The organism is Aeromonas sp. ZOR0002 (assembly GCF_963866995.1).
GTDB classification, from domain to species: Bacteria; Pseudomonadota; Gammaproteobacteria; order Enterobacterales; family Aeromonadaceae; genus Aeromonas; species Aeromonas caviae.
The window spans coordinates 1-15,430 of sequence record NZ_CAWMFQ010000104.1 but is presented as its reverse complement, the minus strand read 5'-3'; the positions used below and the strand labels follow the sequence as shown (position 1 = coordinate 15,430).

15 protein-coding genes are annotated in these 15,430 nt (G+C 63.9%); 6 read left to right on the top strand and 9 right to left on the bottom strand.

Translation table 11 applies throughout. From position 1 onward, the window contains the following. A partial coding sequence (locus AACR77_RS06040; RefSeq protein WP_042880360.1) for an HTH domain-containing protein occupies positions 1-296 on the bottom strand: 296 nt, incomplete at its 3' end. After that, entirely contained in the window at positions 293-1,330 is a 1,038-nt protein-coding gene (murB, locus tag AACR77_RS06035; protein ID WP_042880358.1) for a UDP-N-acetylmuramate dehydrogenase, read from the bottom strand. The genes AACR77_RS06040 and murB, both read right to left, overlap by 4 nt. Before the next feature lie 125 nt (positions 1,331-1,455). Between murB and AACR77_RS06030 the strand changes: the two genes are divergently transcribed. Both AACR77_RS06030 and AACR77_RS06025 read left to right on the top strand, forming a co-directional pair. After that, a complete protein-coding gene (locus tag AACR77_RS06030; protein WP_010675965.1) occupies positions 1,456-2,109 on the top strand; it encodes a potassium channel family protein in 654 nt (217 codons plus the stop codon). Next, positions 2,106-3,461, top strand: a complete 1,356-nt coding sequence (locus AACR77_RS06025; protein WP_042880356.1) for a TrkH family potassium uptake protein — start codon at positions 2,106-2,108, stop codon at positions 3,459-3,461. The genes AACR77_RS06030 and AACR77_RS06025 overlap by 4 nt, the downstream gene beginning before the upstream one ends. A gap of 73 nt (positions 3,462-3,534) precedes the next feature. On the opposite strand, the gene AACR77_RS06020 is transcribed toward AACR77_RS06025, so the two are convergent. Further along, a complete protein-coding gene (locus AACR77_RS06020; protein ID WP_042880354.1) occupies positions 3,535-5,544 on the bottom strand; it encodes a DNA topoisomerase III in 2,010 nt (669 codons plus the stop codon). A 298-nt stretch (positions 5,545-5,842) separates the two neighbouring features. Between AACR77_RS06020 and AACR77_RS06015 the strand changes: the two genes are divergently transcribed. Together AACR77_RS06015 and torA are read left to right on the top strand one after the other, a co-directional pair. Beyond that, positions 5,843-6,973, top strand: a complete 1,131-nt coding sequence (locus AACR77_RS06015) for a NapC/NirT family cytochrome c (RefSeq protein WP_010675968.1) — start codon at positions 5,843-5,845, stop codon at positions 6,971-6,973. Between the two features lie 22 nt (positions 6,974-6,995). After that, entirely contained in the window at positions 6,996-9,476 is a 2,481-nt protein-coding gene (gene torA / locus AACR77_RS06010; protein ID WP_042880352.1) for a trimethylamine-N-oxide reductase TorA, read from the top strand. Between the two features lie 68 nt (positions 9,477-9,544). On the opposite strand, the gene AACR77_RS06005 is transcribed toward torA, so the two are convergent. From AACR77_RS06005 to AACR77_RS05990, 4 genes are all read right to left on the bottom strand, one after another. Then, complete coding sequence (locus AACR77_RS06005) at positions 9,545-10,006, bottom strand: hypothetical protein (RefSeq protein WP_042880350.1); 462 nt, start codon at positions 10,004-10,006, stop codon at positions 9,545-9,547. Positions 10,007-10,095: 89 nt separating this feature from the next. Continuing rightward, positions 10,096-11,442 carry a sensor histidine kinase gene (locus AACR77_RS06000; RefSeq protein ID WP_010675971.1) on the bottom strand — a complete coding sequence of 449 codons (1,347 nt, stop codon included), beginning with the start codon at positions 11,440-11,442 and terminating at the stop codon, positions 10,096-10,098. Between the two features lie 31 nt (positions 11,443-11,473). Then, the gene (locus AACR77_RS05995) at positions 11,474-12,130 is read right to left on the bottom strand and encodes a response regulator transcription factor (protein WP_005332666.1); all 657 of its coding nucleotides are present in this window, start codon (positions 12,128-12,130) and stop codon (positions 11,474-11,476) included. 87 nt (positions 12,131-12,217) lie between these two features. Next, on the bottom strand, positions 12,218-12,550 hold the full coding sequence (locus tag AACR77_RS05990; RefSeq protein WP_010675972.1) for a PepSY domain-containing protein: 333 nt from the start codon (positions 12,548-12,550) through the stop codon (positions 12,218-12,220). 63 nt (positions 12,551-12,613) lie between these two features. On the opposite strand from AACR77_RS05990, the gene AACR77_RS05985 reads away from it, so the two are divergent. Further along, positions 12,614-12,862 carry a PepSY domain-containing protein gene (locus tag AACR77_RS05985; protein WP_010675973.1) on the top strand — a complete coding sequence of 83 codons (249 nt, stop codon included), beginning with the start codon at positions 12,614-12,616 and terminating at the stop codon, positions 12,860-12,862. Positions 12,863-12,872: 10 nt separating this feature from the next. On the opposite strand, the gene AACR77_RS05980 is transcribed toward AACR77_RS05985, so the two are convergent. Both AACR77_RS05980 and msrP read right to left on the bottom strand, forming a co-directional pair. After that, complete coding sequence (locus AACR77_RS05980) at positions 12,873-13,526, bottom strand: protein-methionine-sulfoxide reductase heme-binding subunit MsrQ (protein ID WP_042880349.1); 654 nt, start codon at positions 13,524-13,526, stop codon at positions 12,873-12,875. Positions 13,527-13,617: 91 nt separating this feature from the next. After that, a complete protein-coding gene (gene msrP / locus AACR77_RS05975) occupies positions 13,618-14,628 on the bottom strand; it encodes a protein-methionine-sulfoxide reductase catalytic subunit MsrP (protein WP_042864787.1) in 1,011 nt (336 codons plus the stop codon). A gap of 371 nt (positions 14,629-14,999) precedes the next feature. On the opposite strand from msrP, the gene AACR77_RS05970 reads away from it, so the two are divergent. Continuing rightward, positions 15,000-15,430: DUF1097 domain-containing protein (locus AACR77_RS05970; protein WP_042880347.1), on the top strand; the 431-nt coding region annotated here is incomplete at its 3' end.

Below are 15,430 nucleotides of genomic sequence, written 5' to 3'. Positions count from 1 at the left end.
TTGACCCGCTCCAGCAGGTACTGGTTGGTGGAGTCGATGACAGGGAAGCAGTGCACCGGTGCCATCGGTGCCTCTGCCTGCAGCCGCCCCTCGTCATAGAGGGCCATGGGCACCGCCAGCCGATAGCCCTTGCCGGTCAGGCTGAAGAGATCCAGCCCCAGATCCTTGAGCGCGGCCATGTGCTTGCTCACCGCCGCCCGGCTGATGCCAAGGCGCTCGCCCAGCTGCTCACCGGAATGGAACTGGCCGTCGCTGAGCAGGGTGATCAGGGTCTGTCTGACGGGGGTCAGGGTCATGCCAGTACCTCGTCGAGCCAGGTTTCACCGCTGCGCCCCATGAAGCGCACCTCATGTTCCAGCACCACACCGAACTGGTGTTCCACGCTGTCGCGGACGTGGGCCGCCAGCGCGATGAGCTCCATGGCGCTGGCGCCCCCCAGATTCACCAGCACCAGCGCCTGCTCCTGATGGACGGCGGCACGACCGATGGCAAACCCCTTGAGACCGCATTGATCAATGAGCCAGCCAGCCGCCAGCTTTGCCTGCCCTTCTGCTGCGGGGTAGCAGGGCATCTGCGGGTATTGCTGTTTCAGGGTCTCGGCCAGGGCGGCGGGCACCACAGGGTTTTTGAAGAAACTGCCCGCGTTGCCCAGCACCGCCGGATCCGGCAGCTTGGCCATGCGGGTGGCACAGACGGTGTCGAAAATGGCCTGTGGCGAAGGGGCATCTCCCAGCGCCGCCAGCGGGCCATAGCCGGCGACCGGGCGCCATGCCTTGGGCAGGCGCAGACCGACGGCGGTGATGAAGTGGGAGTCCTGATAGTCGTGCTTGAAGATGCTGTCACGGTAACCGAACCGGCAGTCGGCCGCCGCGATGCGCTCAACCTCGCCACTCTGCCAGTTGAACGCCTCCACGTAGGTACAGACGCTGGCCAGCTCGACCCCGTAGGCACCGATGTTCTGTACCGGGGCCGCCCCGACCGTCCCGGGAATGAGTGCCAGGTTCTCCAGCCCGTGCCAGCCCTGTTGCAGGGCGTGGCATACCAGCTCGTGCCAGTTTTCACCTGCCGCCACGTGTAGCAGCCAATGCTCGGACTCCTCGTGCAGCGTGATCCCTTTCAGGCCGTTGTGGACCACCAGACCGGCAAAGTCATCGCAGAACAGGATGTTGCTTCCTCCTCCCAGCACCAGGCGCGGCAAGGTGGCCAACTCCGGGTTGGTCCGCAGTTGCGCGAGATCATCCGGCCGGGTCACATCGGCCAGCCAGAGGCAGTGTGCATCCAGGCCCAGAGTATTGAGGGTCGACAGGGAGGCGTGGGGGGTGAGTTTCATTTGTGTGTTCCGACAAGGACAAGGGCGCAGTTTACCCCAGATCCCCCGGGACAAAAAACCCGGACACTTTTCGGACTCAGGGCTCTGGAGTAGAGTAACCCCTTCATCCCGCTGAGGAAGCATGCATGAACAATCAATTCGCCGTCATCGGCCTGGGCCTGTTTGGCAGCGCCTTGTGCGAAGAGTTGCAGCGCCAGAATGCCGAGGTACTGGCCATCGACATCGACGAGAGCAAGACCCGCCAGATAGCCACCCTCTGCAACCACGTGATCGTGGCCGATGCCACCGACGAGGCTACGGTCGCCGAACTGGGCCTGGCGAATTTCGACATCGTCTTTGTCGCCATCGGCGACAACCTGGAGACCAGCATCCTGACCACGCTGGTGCTGAAAGAGGCGGGCGTGAAGAAGGTCTGGGTCAAGGCACGCGACAAGTTCCACGCCAAGATCCTGCAGAAGGTGGGCGCGGACAAGGTGATCAACCCGGAGTGGGACATGGGCCGCCGGGTAGCCCAGAGCATGCTGGACAACCGGCTGTTCGACTACCTGGAGCTGGGTCACGACATGGTGCTGACCGAGTTCGTGATCGGCTTGCAGCAAAACACCCGCACCCTGGCCGACTTGCGCCTGCTGCAGCAAAGCGATTTCCAGCTGTTGGCCATCAAGCGGGGTGAGGTGCTGCACAACGTCCTGACCGGCAAGATGGAGCTGCAACTCGGTGACATCCTGATCCTGGCCGGCAACAAGCACGCCATCGATCACTGGCTCGACACCCTATGATCAACTGGCGCAGCAACTACGCCTTCACCCTGCATCGGGAAGACAACTCCCGCTGGAGCGAGGCCAAGCTCATCCTGGGCAGTTTCCTCATCATCCTGCTGGTTGGCACCCTGTTTCTGGTCCAGCCCTCCAGCCACAAGGGTGAGGTCACCGTCATCAACGCCCTGTTCACCGCCACCTCCGCCATCAGCGTGACCGGCCTCGGGGTGGTGGATACCGGCACCGCCTTCACCCTGCAGGGGCAGATCATCCTGTTGATATTGATGGAGATTGGTGGTCTCGGCCAGATGACCATGACACTGCTGCTCATCGCCATGTTCAGCAAGCGGGTCGGACTGCGCCAGCAGGTGCTGGCCAAGGAGGCGCTGGGCCAGGAGGGATCCGTCAACATCGTCCAGCTGGTGAAGCGCATCGTCCTGTTCGCCCTGATTGCCCAGCTGATCGGCACCGCCATCATGGCCATTCGCTGGGTGCCCGACATGGGCTGGGGCCACGGCCTCTACGTCAGCTTCTTCCACGCGGTGTCAGCTTTCAACAACGCCGGCTTCTCGCTGTTTGCCAACAACCTCATGGACTACCGGGATGACCCCATCATCAGCCTGACCATACCGGCCCTGCTGATCCTGGGGGGGGTAGGCTTCACCGTCATCGTCGACCTGGTGCGCAACCGCCGCTGGCGCAAGCTGAAACTGCACAGCAAGCTGATGCTGCTGATGACCCCTGCCCTGCTGCTGCTGGGGACCCTGATGTTCTGGCTGCTGGAGCACAACAACCCTGGCACCCTGGGCAACGCCTCCTTCGGGAGCCAGTGGCTGGCCGCCTTCTTCCAGTCGGCCACCGCGCGCACGGCGGGCTTCAACACGGTGGATATCGGCCAGATGGTACCGGCCTCCCTGCTGTTCATGATGATGCTGATGTTCATCGGTGCCGGGGCGACCTCCACCGGGGGCGGTATCAAGGTCACCACCTTTGCCGTCGTCCTGCTGGCGACCCGGGCGTTTCTGACCAAGCGCCCCCATGTCACCGCCTTCGGCCGCACCCTGTCACCCCAGATAGTGACCCGTTCCCTGGCCATCATCATCGTCAGTACCATGGTGCTGATGCTGGCGATGTTCCTGCTGATGCTCACGGAGTCGCAACCCTTCGACAAGATCATGTTCGAGACCATCTCGGCCTTCGCCACCGTGGGCCTCACCACAGGCATCACCTCCGGCTTGAGCGAGCCCGGCAAGCTGATCCTGGTGCTGGTGATGATCTGCGGCCGTCTGGGGCCCCTCACCCTGGCGATCATGCTGGCCCGCCCGGTGGAGACCCGCATCCGTTATCCGGAAGAGAGCGTCTACACGGGGTAAGCCGCTCCATCCATGCAAAGAGGGGCCACTGGCCCCTCTTCTTATTTTTATGTGATCACAGCGCTCGCCGGCCTCAGGCCGCCTTGCCCCTGGTCGTCCCCTTGCCAGTGCTCTTTCCAGGGCTCTTCCCCGCACGAGCACTCTTGCCCGTGCTCGTGCGGGGGCGTGCGGCGGTGGACGCAGTCCGCTTGCGGCGGGCAAATCGCTGCTTGCTGTCACCGGGCGCCGCCTTGGGCAGTGCGCTGAAGCTGGCGCCGGAATCCTGCCGGGCCCCCTCGATCAGGCCGTTGAGCTGCTCGGTGAGCGGCCCCATGAACTGCTGGTAGCTGCCGTGACGTTCGGCGATCTGCCCCAGACTCTGCTCCCACAGTGCCGTCATGTCCGGTGTCGTGGCGGTCGTGGGCAGCGCCTGGACCAGGGCTCGCCCGGTCGGGGTGGCCTTGATGCTCTTGCCCTGGCGCACCAGGAAGCGGCGCTTGAACAGCAGATCGATGATCCCGGCCCGGGTCGCCTCGGTGCCCAGACCGTCGGTCTCCCGCAGGGTCTTGCGGATCTCGGGATCCTGCACATAACGGGCGATGCCGGTCATGGCGGCCAGCAAGGTGGCATCGGTAAACGGCTTGGGGGGCTGGGTCATCTTCTCCAGCAGTTCCCCCCGCTCGCACAGCAGTTCCTCCCCCTCTTTCAGGGCAGGCAGGGTTCCCGCCTCCTCCTCGTCATCCTCTTCCACTCCGAGCAGCGCCTTCCAGCCCGCCTTGAGGATGCGGCGCGCCTTGGCCTGGAACAGCCCTCCGGCGATGCGCAGCAACACCTTGCTGTCGTTGTACTCGAACGGCGGGTAGAACTGCAGCAGATACTGGCGGGCAATCAGGCCGTACAGCTTCGCCTCGTCGGCCCCCAAGCTCCCCTCGTTCCCCCTCTTCTCGGTGGGAATGATGGCGTGGTGGGCATCCACCTTGCTGTCGTTCCACGCCTTGCTGCGGATCCTGCCATCCGCTTCGGCGACCGCCCTGGCCAGCGCAGGGGCCGTGCTGGCGATGGCCTCCCGCACCTGGCCGGCCCGGTTGAAGTGCTCGCTCGGCAGATGGCGGCTGTCGGATCTGGGATAGGTGATGAGCTTGTGCCGCTCGTAGAGGCTCTGGCAGACGTCCAGCACCCGCTTGGCATCCATGCCAAAGCGCTTGGCCGCGTCGATCTGCAGGCTGGAGAGGTTGTAGGGGAGCGGCGCCGCCTGCTTGCGCGCCTGCTCCTCCACCGCCTCCACCCGGGCGGGTTGCCCCTGGATCCGCTCCACCACCTTGGCGGCCAGCGCCCGGTTGAGCACCCGTCCCTCCTCATCCTGCCAGGGCAGACAGGCCTCCGATGGCAGCCACCTAGCGGTGAAGCGTTCGTTGCCCTGTGTCAGCAGATGGGCCATCACCTCGTAGAACGGCTTGGGAACGAAGGCCTCGATCTCGAGATCCCGGCGCACCACCAGACCGAGCAAGGGGGTCTGTACCCGGCCCACCGACAGCAGTTCGCTGCAACCCCCCTTGCGACCAAGCAGGGTATAGGCCCGGGTCATGTTGATGCCATAGAGCCAGTCGGCACGGCTACGGGCCAGCGCTGACACCGCCAGCGGCACGAACTCCTTGTTGTCCCTGAGCTTGTCGAGGGCGCGGCGCACGGCGGGGGGATTGAGATCGCTGATGAGGCAGCGCTGAACCGGTTTGGTCTTGGGATAGCCGAGAAAGTCGATCACCTCGTCCACCAGCAGTTGCCCTTCCCTGTCCGGGTCACCGGCGTTGACCACGCAGTCCGCCTGCTTGATGAGCCCCTTGATGACGGCCAGCTGGGCCTTGGTCTTGGGTTTGGCCACCAGCTGCCACTGGGTCGGGACAATGGGGAGGGATTCCATGCGCCACTGCTTGTAGGCGGCATCGTAGGCATCGGGCTCGGCCTGCTCCAGCAGGTGGCCGATGCACCAGGTCACCACGTCTCCCTGCGCCGTCTCGATGAAACCCTCCCCCTTCTTGTGAGGTTTGGGGAGGACATCGGCGATGGCGCGGCCAAGGCTGGGTTTCTCGGCGATAAAGAGTCGCATGATGGATACACCTGAATACTGTATATGTGAACAGTATACAATCCTCTCACCGCAAACCCCAAGCCCCGGGGTGGCGTACTGCCTCCTCGCCCCGGCTTGGGCATCGCCCCCATCACAGGACATCCCGCTCCCGTTGAAGGGTAAAAGTGCGATTAAAATTCAAAAAAGCATGTCCAAACAAAAAACAAAACCAAAAATTACTTGCATGTCGAAATAAAAATCATGACCGAGGTCAACCCATCGAATCTTGGGACTACTACTATATTGGTAATACCCGAATTCGAAGGACACCGTCACCATGCTTGGAAAACTGTTGAGAAAGACCTGGTTCTGGCTTCTGCTGCTCGGGGCCCTGCTGGGGGTCGCTGCACTGGGCGTCACCGTCACCGTGCTGCACAAGACCAGCTCCACCGAGTTCTGCGTCTCCTGCCACTCCATGCAGACCCCCCTCGCCGAATATCAGGGCAGTGTCCACTTCCAGAACGTGAAGGGGATCCGCGCCGAGTGCGCCGACTGCCACATCCCCAGTGAACCCGCCGCCTATCTCTGGACCAAGATCCGCGCCGTGAAAGACATCTATCACGAGGCGATCGGCACCCTCGACACCCCGGAAAAATACGAGGCCCACAAGCTGCGCATGGCCCAGACCGTGTGGGATCAGCTCAAGGCCAATGACTCCGCCACCTGTCGCAGCTGCCACAGCTACGCCGCCATGGACATCCTGGCCCAGCGCCCCAATGCCCGCGCCGAGCACCCGGTCGCCATCAAGGAGGGTCAGACCTGCATCGACTGCCACCGCGGCGTTGCCCACATCATGCCGGACATGAGCGGCCTGGCTGCCGCCGGTGCCAGCGAGCTGGCGCAAGCCGCCGCCCAGACCCCGGCCACCGTCACCACCCGCTATGCCATCGCCACCACCCCGCTCTATCTGGATGCCGGCGCCAAGACTGATGAAGGCACCCTGATGCCCTCCACCCAGGTGGAAGTGCTGGCCAACGACAACGGCCGCGCCCAGGTGCGCATCGACGGCTGGCAGCAGGACGGGGTGAGCGAGGTGTTCTACGCCGCCCCCGGCAAACGGATCCTGAGCGTGCTGGTCGGCGAAGCCGCCAGAAAAGCCCTCGTGACCGGCAAGAGCGAGACCGACAGCGCCACCAACCTCACCTGGCATCAGGTCAGCCTGACCGCCTGGGTCGACCAGAGCCAGCTCATCGGCGACCAGGGCAAGCTGTGGCAATACGCCTCCACCCTGATGTCCAACAACTGCACCGGCTGTCACGGCCTCACCGCGCTGGATCACTTCAACGCCAACCAGTGGATCGGCGTCATCAAGGGGATGGAGTCTCGTACCTCCCTCACCCCGGAGCAGGCGCGCATGCTCACCCAATACGTGCAGAAACACGCCAGCGACATGAGCGCGGCCCATTAAGGCAGGAACAGAGGACTCTCCCATGACTTTTTTCAATGACCAACAGACCAACCTCTCCCGCCGTACTCTGCTCAAGGGGCTGGGGGCCTGTGCCGCCCTGCCCCTGCTGGCTGGTCTCTTCCCGAAAAGCGCCCTGGCCAAGGCCGTCAGCACGGCCCTTGAGCAGTTCCCCACCCTGGTGCCCGCCCAGAAAGGCATCCTGACCGGCGCCCACTGGGGGGCCTTCGAGGCCATCGTCTCAGAGGGCCGCATGGTGCGGGTCCAGCCGGTGGCCGACGATCCGGCACCGAATGACCTCATCGACATGGCGCCGTTCCAGGTCCACGCCAAGAACCGCATCAAGTACCCCATGGTGCGCAAGAGCTGGCTGGAGCACGGCCCGGGTGCCAGACCGGAGCTGCGCGGTGCCGACGAGTGGGTGCGAGTGAGCTGGGAGAAGGCCATCGAACTGGTGGCCGGCGAGATCCAGCGCGTCCAGTCTGATTTCGGCCCGCAGGCGATCCACGCCGGATCCTACGGCTGGAAGAGCGTGGGCATGTTCCACAACAGCCGCACCCTGCTGCACCGCCTGATGAACCTCTCGGGCGGCTTCACCGGTTATGCCGGTGACTACTCCACCGGCGCGGCCCAGGTGATCATGTCCCACGTGATGGGCTCCATCGAGGTGTACGAGCAGCAGACCGCCTGGCCCAACGTGGTGGAGCACGCCGAACTGGTGGTGCTCTGGGGTGTCAACGCCCAGGTGACCCTGAAGAACAGCTGGAACATGCCGGATCACGAGGGGCAGGCCGGCTTCAAGGCGCTGAAAGAGAAAGGCACCCGGGTCATCAGCATCGATCCCGTCTACAACGAGACCGCCAAGCTGGTCGGCGCCGAGTGGATTGCCCCGAACGCCTACACAGACGTGGCCATGATGCTGGGGGTGGCCCACACCCTCTACAGCGAGAAGAAGCACGATCAGGCCTTCCTCGATCGCTACACTGTCGGCTTCGACACCTTCCTCGCCTACCTGCTCGGCAAGGAGGACGGCCAGCCGAAGAGCGCCGAGTGGGCGAGCAGCGTCTGCGGCGTCGATGCCAAGGTGATCCGCCAGCTGGCCCTCGACATGGCCGCCAAGCGCACCATGATCATGGCCGGTTGGGGCATGCAGCGTCAGCACCACGGTGAACAGCCCAACTGGATGCTGGTCACTCTGGCCGCCATGCTGGGCCAGATCGGCCTGCCGGGGGGCGGCTACGGCTTCAGTTACCACTACTCCTCCGGTGGCAGCCCCACCGCCAAGGGCGGCATTCTGGCGGGCATCTCAGCCGGCAACGCACCGAAGAACAACCCGGCGCCGATCCCGGTGGCCCGCATCGCCGACTGTCTGGACAACCCCGGCAAGACCATCGACTTCAACGGCCGCAAGGTGACCTACCCGGACATCAAGCTGGTCTACGTGGCGGGCGGCAACCCCTTCCACCACCATCAGGACACCAACAACCTAGTCAAGGCCTGGCGCAAACCCCAGACCGTGATCGTTCACGAGCCCTACTGGACGGCCACCGCCAAACACGCCGACATCGTACTGCCGGCCACCACCAGCTATGAGCGCAACGATCTGGAGATGGGGGGCGACTACTCCCAGCGCTACGTCTTCCCCATGCACCAGTGCGTACCGCCCCAGTTTGAAGCTCGCAACGATTTCGACATCTTCAGCGCCATCGCCGCCAAGCTGGGTGTGCAGGAGCAGTACACCGAAGGGAAGGACGAGATGCTGTGGCTCAAGCAGATGTACGACGGCATGGCGGCCCAGGCCCGTGGCGCCCGGGTGGCGCTGCCGCCGTTCAACATGTTCTGGGAGGCCAACAACTACATCCGCTTCCCGATCCCCGAGGCCAACCGCCAGTGGATCCGTCACGCCGATTTTCGCGAAAACCCGCTGCTCAACCCGCTCGGTACCCCGTCCGGCAAGATCGAGATCTTCTCCAACACGGTGGCGGGGATGGGTTACGCCGACTGCGCCGGTCATCCCAAGTGGTATGAGCCCAAGGAGTGGGTGAAGAGCGAGGTGGCGGCGCGCTATCCGCTGTCGCTCAACACCTCCCACCCGACCCAGCGGCTGCACTCCCAGCTCGACAACACCCCGCTGCGGGACAAGTTCGCCATCGCCGACCGCGAAGCGATCATGATCCATCCGGACGACGCCAAAGCGCGCGGCATCCAGGATGGCGATCTGGTGCGGGCCTTCAACGAGCGCGGCCAGATCCTGGTGGGGGCACTGCTCTCGGCCGACATCCGCCCCGGGGTGGTGCGGGTGTGTGAAGGGGCCTGGTATGACCCGGCCAAGCCGGGCGAAGCGGGCAGCATCTGCAAGAACGGCAACGTCAACTGCCTCACCTTCGACGAGGGCTCGTCCAGTCTGGCCCAGGGCAACTGCGGCCACATGGCCCAATTGCAGATAGAGAAGTACAGCGGGCCAGTGCTCGCCAACACGGCGCACGAGGTACCGGCCAACGGCTGAGTAGAGGACTGATCAACAAAAACGGCGCCATAGAGGCGCCGTTTTCTTATCGCAGTTTGTGGTGTGGCTCAGAAGTCTCCTTCCACCATGTACTCTTCGGCACACTCCACCAGCTGGGGCCAGAGATCTTCCGGCACCCAGGCCTCGGGGTCATCCTCGTCACCGTCATATTGGCTCCAGAAGAAGGCTCGCAGCCCGCTTGCGAAGTCGTCGCTCAACTCCGCCAGTTCGGAGAGGGGCCCCAGCCAGGCAATGCGGCGCAGGCCGGAGGCGAGATCGTTGATGGCATCCATCAGGGTGCGATCGTCCGGGCTCTGCTCCACCAGCAGGGTGAAGCGCTCGCGGGCGCTCTCGGTCTGATCCTCGTCCAGCTCGCCCACGTCGGCCAGCAGGTCGACAAAATCCTCCAGCAGGAACTGGATCAGGGCATCCCTGTCCTCGAACCACTGGATCTGGGCCCCCTTGGTGCCCAGCACCGAGGCATCGAACGAATCATCGAGATGGCACAAAGCCCAAGGATCGTCAGTCATTGCTACCCTTCCTACACCTGAAACAAGAGACGTATCTTATGCCGGGTGCCGCACCCTTGCCAGCACGGCGGCACAAAAGGGGCGCCCCGTCACTCGACCCTGGCTACCTTGGGCAGGGAGAGGGAAGCGGCGAGCCCCCCCAGCTCGGCCCGCCCCATGATAAGGCTGCCGCGATAGGCTTCCGCGAGATCCGAGACGATGTTGAGGCCAAGGCCCGAGCCCGGCACCTTCTCGTCGAGGCGCACCCCCCGCAGCACCGCCTTGGCGATCTGATCCTCGCTCATGCCGGGGCCGTCGTCCTCGATGCGCAGGGTGATCCATCCCCCCAGCTCGGCACTGGAGATGCGCAGCTCGCTGGCGGACCACTTGAAGGCGTTCTCAAGCAGGTTGCCCACCATCTCGTCGAAATCCTGCTCCTCCACCCCGACCGCCAGATTGACCGGCACCTGCAAGTCCACCGTCTTGCCGGGATAGAGGCGGGAGAAGGCGCGGCAGATGTACTCCACCCGGGCCCGCACCGGGGTCGACACCCCGAGGATCTTGGCGGCGCCGGTCACCCGTGCCTTGCCGAGGTGGTAGTCGATGTGGCGCTGGATCTGGTCGAGCTGCTCGCCGAGGGCGGCCTGATCCTCCGGCGGCAACTGGGTCACCTGGTTGCGCATGATGCTGAGCGGCGTCTTGAGGGCGTGGGCCAGGTTGCCGGTGTGGGAACGGGCTCGTTGCAGCAGCTCGCCATAGTGGTGCAGCAGGCGGTTGATGTCCTCCACCAGCGGCTGGATCTCCAGGGGGTAGCGCAGCCGGAACCCCTCCTGATGACCCTGATGGACGCGGCTCAGCTCGCGACGCAGCAGGTGCAGCGGGCGCAGGCCGTAGAGGATCTGGAACATGAAGCCGAGCACCAGGCCGGTGGCGGCGAAGCCGAGGCCGAGGAACAGGCTGATGCGGGTCTTCTTCAGGGTCTGGGTCAGGGCGCTGCTGTCCTTGGCCATCACCAGGGTGAAGACCCGATCAGACCCCGGCAGCAGCACGGTACGGGTCATGATGAGCAGGGGCTCCTTGTTGGGCCCCTTGCCGACGAAGAGGTCCGGATCGCCGAAGGCCGACTTCAGGCCGTGGGCGCTCAGATGGGCATCCCACAGGGAGCGGGAGCGACTGACCACCGTCTCCCCCAGCTCCAGTTGCCAGTAGTAGCCGGAGTAGGGCTGGCGATAACGGGGGTCGGCCATGGGCTCGGTGACCACCGGCATGCCGTCCGGCTGGATCTCGAGGCGGGAGAGCAGATCGTAGAGCTGCAGGCGCAGGCCATCGGCCTCCGCCTCCTGCCAGTAGTTGCGCATCATGGTCTGCAGGCTGAAGCCGGTGGCGAACAGGAAGAGACCGCACCAGACCATGGCGATCACCACCAGCCGACCTCGCAGGGTGCGTACCAGCCTCATTCAACCCACCCCGCCATCGGTTGCGAGGGTGTCATTCGTTGATCCGGTAGCCGAGGCCGCGCACCGTCTCGATGAGATCGGCGTGGGTCTTCTTGCGGATGCGGCCGATGAACACCTCCACGGTGTTGGAGTCGCGATCGAAATCCTGGGCATAGATGTGGTCGATCAGCTCGCTGCGGGACACCACCTTGCCCCTGTGCTGCATCAGGTAGCCCAGCACCCGGAACTCGTGGGCGGTGAGCTTGATGGGGGTCCCTTCGTACCACACCTGGGAGGCCGCCATGTCGAGACGCACGCCACCGATCTCGAGGATGGAGCTGGCGTTCCCCGCCGCCCGGCGCACCAGCGCCTGCACCCTGGCCACCAGCTCCGCCACCTGGAAGGGCTTGGTGAGGTAGTCGTCCGCCCCGGCGTTGAGCCCTTCAATCTTCTCGTGCAACTGGCCACGGGCGGTCAGCACCAGCACCGGGGTGTCCATCCCCTTGCTGCGCCACTCCTTCAGTACGCTCAGGCCATCGCGACCGGGCAGGCCGAGATCCAGGATGATCGCGTCATAGGGTTCGGTCTCGCCGAGAAAGCCCGCCTCGTTGCCATCGTGGCAGAGATCGGTGACGAAACCGGACAGACGCAGCTGTTCCGCCAGCTGGCCCGCGAGGATCTTTTCATCTTCAACTATCAGAATGCGCATACATGGGTATCCAAAACAGGGTTGTGCCGGCATCGGCAACGGTTGGGGGGACGAACCGGACGGCGGTAGGTTCGCGGACTCACGCCGTTACTCCTCTTCCGGGGGCGGACGCGGAGCGAACAGGCGCTCCAGATGGTGACCCTTGAGCCACACCATCTCCAGATTGTCAGCCCGGTAGCCCACCTTGATGACGCTGTTCTCCTCGTCGATGAGCCTGAGCTCGTAGAGCCAGACGCCATCCTCCTCACCCAGATCGACGCGCAGCACGCGCACCGGCAGGCGGGAGGCCACCTCCATCAACTCATGAAACGGGCGGACCCGCCCCTCGCTGACCGCCTGTTGCAGCAAGGCCTCGTTCGGCTGGGCCGCCTGAACCAGCATCGGCAGCAGCAATCCAAGCAGGGGCAGCGCGCTATTCATGGGTGATTCATCTCTCAAAACCTAACATAATGCCGTTTATAGTGTGCCAGCCATGAATCCGGAATGAATATGATCCCACGCAGTATCCTGCTGATCTTGTGCCTCTTTTCCACCTTTGGCTGGGCGGCGCAGACACGTCTCGACATGGCCGGACTGGTCAAGTTGTTGCTGGCACAAGGGTATCACGACATTCGGGAAGTGGAGCTGGAAGGGGACAAATTCGAGGTCGATACCCTGAATGCCGACGATCAGCGCGTCCAGTTGCAGGTCGATGCCAACACCGGCGAGATCACCAAAAAAGAGGCCGAATAGGCCTCTTTTGCTATGGGCGTGACGGCTGTTGCGCCGCCCCCCTCCCGGCTACTTGTGCTCGCCTGCGCCAGGGGCGCAGCAGCTTTTCCCGACGTGGCCACAGCAGGGCGCAGGCCAGCACCAGATAGATGAGGGGCTCCTGCCAGCCGCTCTTGACCGACCACCAGTAGTGTACCGGCACCAGCAGAGCCACCCCGTAGATCCAGTTGTGCAGCTTCTGCCAGGCCGGCCCCATGCGACGCAACAGGGCCGGGATCGAGGTGATGCCGAGCGCCAGCAACAGCAGCAGCGCCACCATGCCCACCACTATGTAGCTGCGCTTCACCAGCTCGCCGCCAATCAGCCCCCAGTCGAACTGCAGATCCAGCCCCAGCCAGACCATGAAGTGCAGGGACGCCCAGGCGGCGCACCAGAGCCCGAGGGGGCGGCGCAGCTTGATGAGCTGCCCCTGGCGCCAGCGCTTGGCGAGCGGCGACACCAGCAGGGTCAGCAACAGCAGGTGGAGGGCTCCCTTGCCAAGGTAATGGGTCAGCCCCTGGACCGGATCCCCCCCCAGCAGCCCGGCTGGCACGGCATAGCCCAGCCAGAGTAGAAAGCCGAGCGAACCAAGGTGCACCAGCGCCCGCAAGCCGTTGACATGGGCTGTTTTCAGTCTCGGCATCATATTGCAGTTCCCGTCATGTTTTTCCCGCTTCTCATCCCCTCTCCCACCAGGAGAGAAGGGGGCAAGAGATCAGTCGGGCAGAGCGTCAGTCTCAATACCATTTACGCAGATCCATCCCCTGATAGAGGGACGCCACCTCGTCGCCGTAGCCATTGAACATCAGGGTCGGCTGGCGCTTGGCCCCGAAGATGCCCCCCTCGCCGATGAAACGCTCGCTCGCCTGGCTCCAGCGCGGGTGATCCACGCTCGGGTTGACGTTGGCGTAGAAGCCATATTCGTTGGGGGCCAGCAGGTTCCAGGTGGTGGGGGGCATCTCCTCCACCAGGCGGATGGAGACGATGCTCTTGATGCTCTTGAAACCGTATTTCCAGGGCACCACCAGCCGGATGGGAGCCCCGTTCTGGGCGGGCAGGGTCTTGCCATAGAGCCCCATGGCGAGGAAGGAGAGGGGGTGCATGGCCTCGTCGAGGCGCAAGCCCTCCACATAGGGATAATCGATGCCGCCCCCCAGGGCACGGGAGGCCTGCCCCGGCAACTGTTCCGGATCATAGAGCGTCTCGAAGGCCACGAACTTGGCGCGACTGGTGGGCTCGGCACGGCGGATCAGATCCGCCAGCGCAATGCCGCTCCAGGGCAACACCATGGACCAGGCCTCCACGCAGCGCAGCCGATAGATGCGCTCCTCCAGCGTGCTCTTGTTGATGAGATCCCACACATCCAGGGTGAAGGGTTTGGCTACCTCCCCTTCCACCTTCAGGGTCCAGGGCTCGGGCTTGAGGTAATGGCCGTTGCGGGCCGGATCCCCCTTGTCGGTCCCCAGCTCGTAGAAATTGTTGTGGGTGGTGGCCTTCTCCTCGGGGGTGAGGATCAATCCCTCTGGCCGGGTCGCGGCACGGATGTCGAGGGGTCTGGTGGGGGCCACGGTGGCCGGCTTGTCCGGTGCGAAGAGATCCAGCAGGCTAGCCTTCACCGGAAACGCCAGGGTGGCGGCACCGACGCCCAGGCCCAGCCCTTTCAGGATGCGGCGACGATCCTGATAGACGGTTTCCGGCGTGACATCCTGTTCGGTGGGGTGATGAGAAGTACGGCGCTTGATCAACATGAAAAAACTCCCGGGACGATGAGGTTGACAACCATAAGACCCGCCCCGGCCGAGTTTTATTTCACACAGAATTACATGAGTTGGTAAAGGGGCAGTGCCTTGGCCATGGTACCGGCCAGGAAGAGCACTACGAACACCAGCAGAGGAACGATCACGTTTGGCACCATCAGACTCACTCCATGAGCAGGACAGGGCCTCTAACTATGGAACAAGGTCTGCGGCGCCTCCAATGAATTTTTTTCGCGAGCGCAAGCGTATTCCAGAGTTGCAAAGAGTGATCGGGATCACACACAATCCGGCCCCCGCTTGCTGCCGCTCTACCGCGGAGTAGGCTGCCTCCTTTTCCGGATTCAACCACTGAGAGTCACGCCATGAGCCCACTGTTCGCCATCGCCATCACGACCGGGATCCTCTCCGCCGTCTGGGGTGGACTGGCCGCCGCACTCGGTCTCATCTCCTGGGTCGGCTTCCTCGGCTGCACCAGCTACTTCGCCTCGAGTGGCGGTTACAAGGCGCTGTTACAGACCCTGCTGTGCAACACCACCGGCATGCTGTGGGCACTCCTGCTGATCCACGGGGAGACCTGGTGGGGGGCCGGCATGGCGGGTTATCTGATGACAGGGGTGGTGGCCACCCTGATGTGCGTGCAGGCCAGGCAGCAGTGGCTCGCCTACATTCCCGGCACCTTCGCAGGTTGCTGTGCCACCTTCGGCGCCGCAGGCGAGTGGCGGCTCATTCTGCCCTCCCTCATCATCGGCGCCCTGTTTGGCTATCTCATGAAGGCGAGCGGCCTCTGGCTCTC

What these genes read in the sequence shown, in the direction of transcription:
- AACR77_RS05990 (WP_010675972.1), bottom strand. Translation starts at nt 12,550, where the DNA reads ATGAATAGCGCGCTGCCCCTGCTTGGATTGCTGCTGCCGATGCTGGTT.
- AACR77_RS06020 (WP_042880354.1), bottom strand. Translation starts at nt 5,544, where the DNA reads ATGCGACTCTTTATCGCCGAGAAACCCAGCCTTGGCCGCGCCATCGCC.
- AACR77_RS06000 (WP_010675971.1), bottom strand. Translation starts at nt 11,442, where the DNA reads ATGAGGCTGGTACGCACCCTGCGAGGTCGGCTGGTGGTGATCGCCATG.
- AACR77_RS05995 (WP_005332666.1), bottom strand. Translation starts at nt 12,130, where the DNA reads ATGCGCATTCTGATAGTTGAAGATGAAAAGATCCTCGCGGGCCAGCTG.
- AACR77_RS06030 (WP_010675965.1), top strand. Translation starts at nt 1,456, where the DNA reads ATGAACAATCAATTCGCCGTCATCGGCCTGGGCCTGTTTGGCAGCGCC.
- AACR77_RS05985 (WP_010675973.1), top strand. Translation starts at nt 12,614, where the DNA reads ATGAATATGATCCCACGCAGTATCCTGCTGATCTTGTGCCTCTTTTCC.
- AACR77_RS05980 (WP_042880349.1), bottom strand. Translation starts at nt 13,526, where the DNA reads ATGATGCCGAGACTGAAAACAGCCCATGTCAACGGCTTGCGGGCGCTG.
- AACR77_RS06005 (WP_042880350.1), bottom strand. Translation starts at nt 10,006, where the DNA reads ATGACTGACGATCCTTGGGCTTTGTGCCATCTCGATGATTCGTTCGAT.
- torA (WP_042880352.1), top strand. Translation starts at nt 6,996, where the DNA reads ATGACTTTTTTCAATGACCAACAGACCAACCTCTCCCGCCGTACTCTG.
- murB (WP_042880358.1), bottom strand. Translation starts at nt 1,330, where the DNA reads ATGAAACTCACCCCCCACGCCTCCCTGTCGACCCTCAATACTCTGGGC.
- AACR77_RS06025 (WP_042880356.1), top strand. Translation starts at nt 2,106, where the DNA reads ATGATCAACTGGCGCAGCAACTACGCCTTCACCCTGCATCGGGAAGAC.
- AACR77_RS06015 (WP_010675968.1), top strand. Translation starts at nt 5,843, where the DNA reads ATGCTTGGAAAACTGTTGAGAAAGACCTGGTTCTGGCTTCTGCTGCTC.
- msrP (WP_042864787.1), bottom strand. Translation starts at nt 14,628, where the DNA reads ATGTTGATCAAGCGCCGTACTTCTCATCACCCCACCGAACAGGATGTC.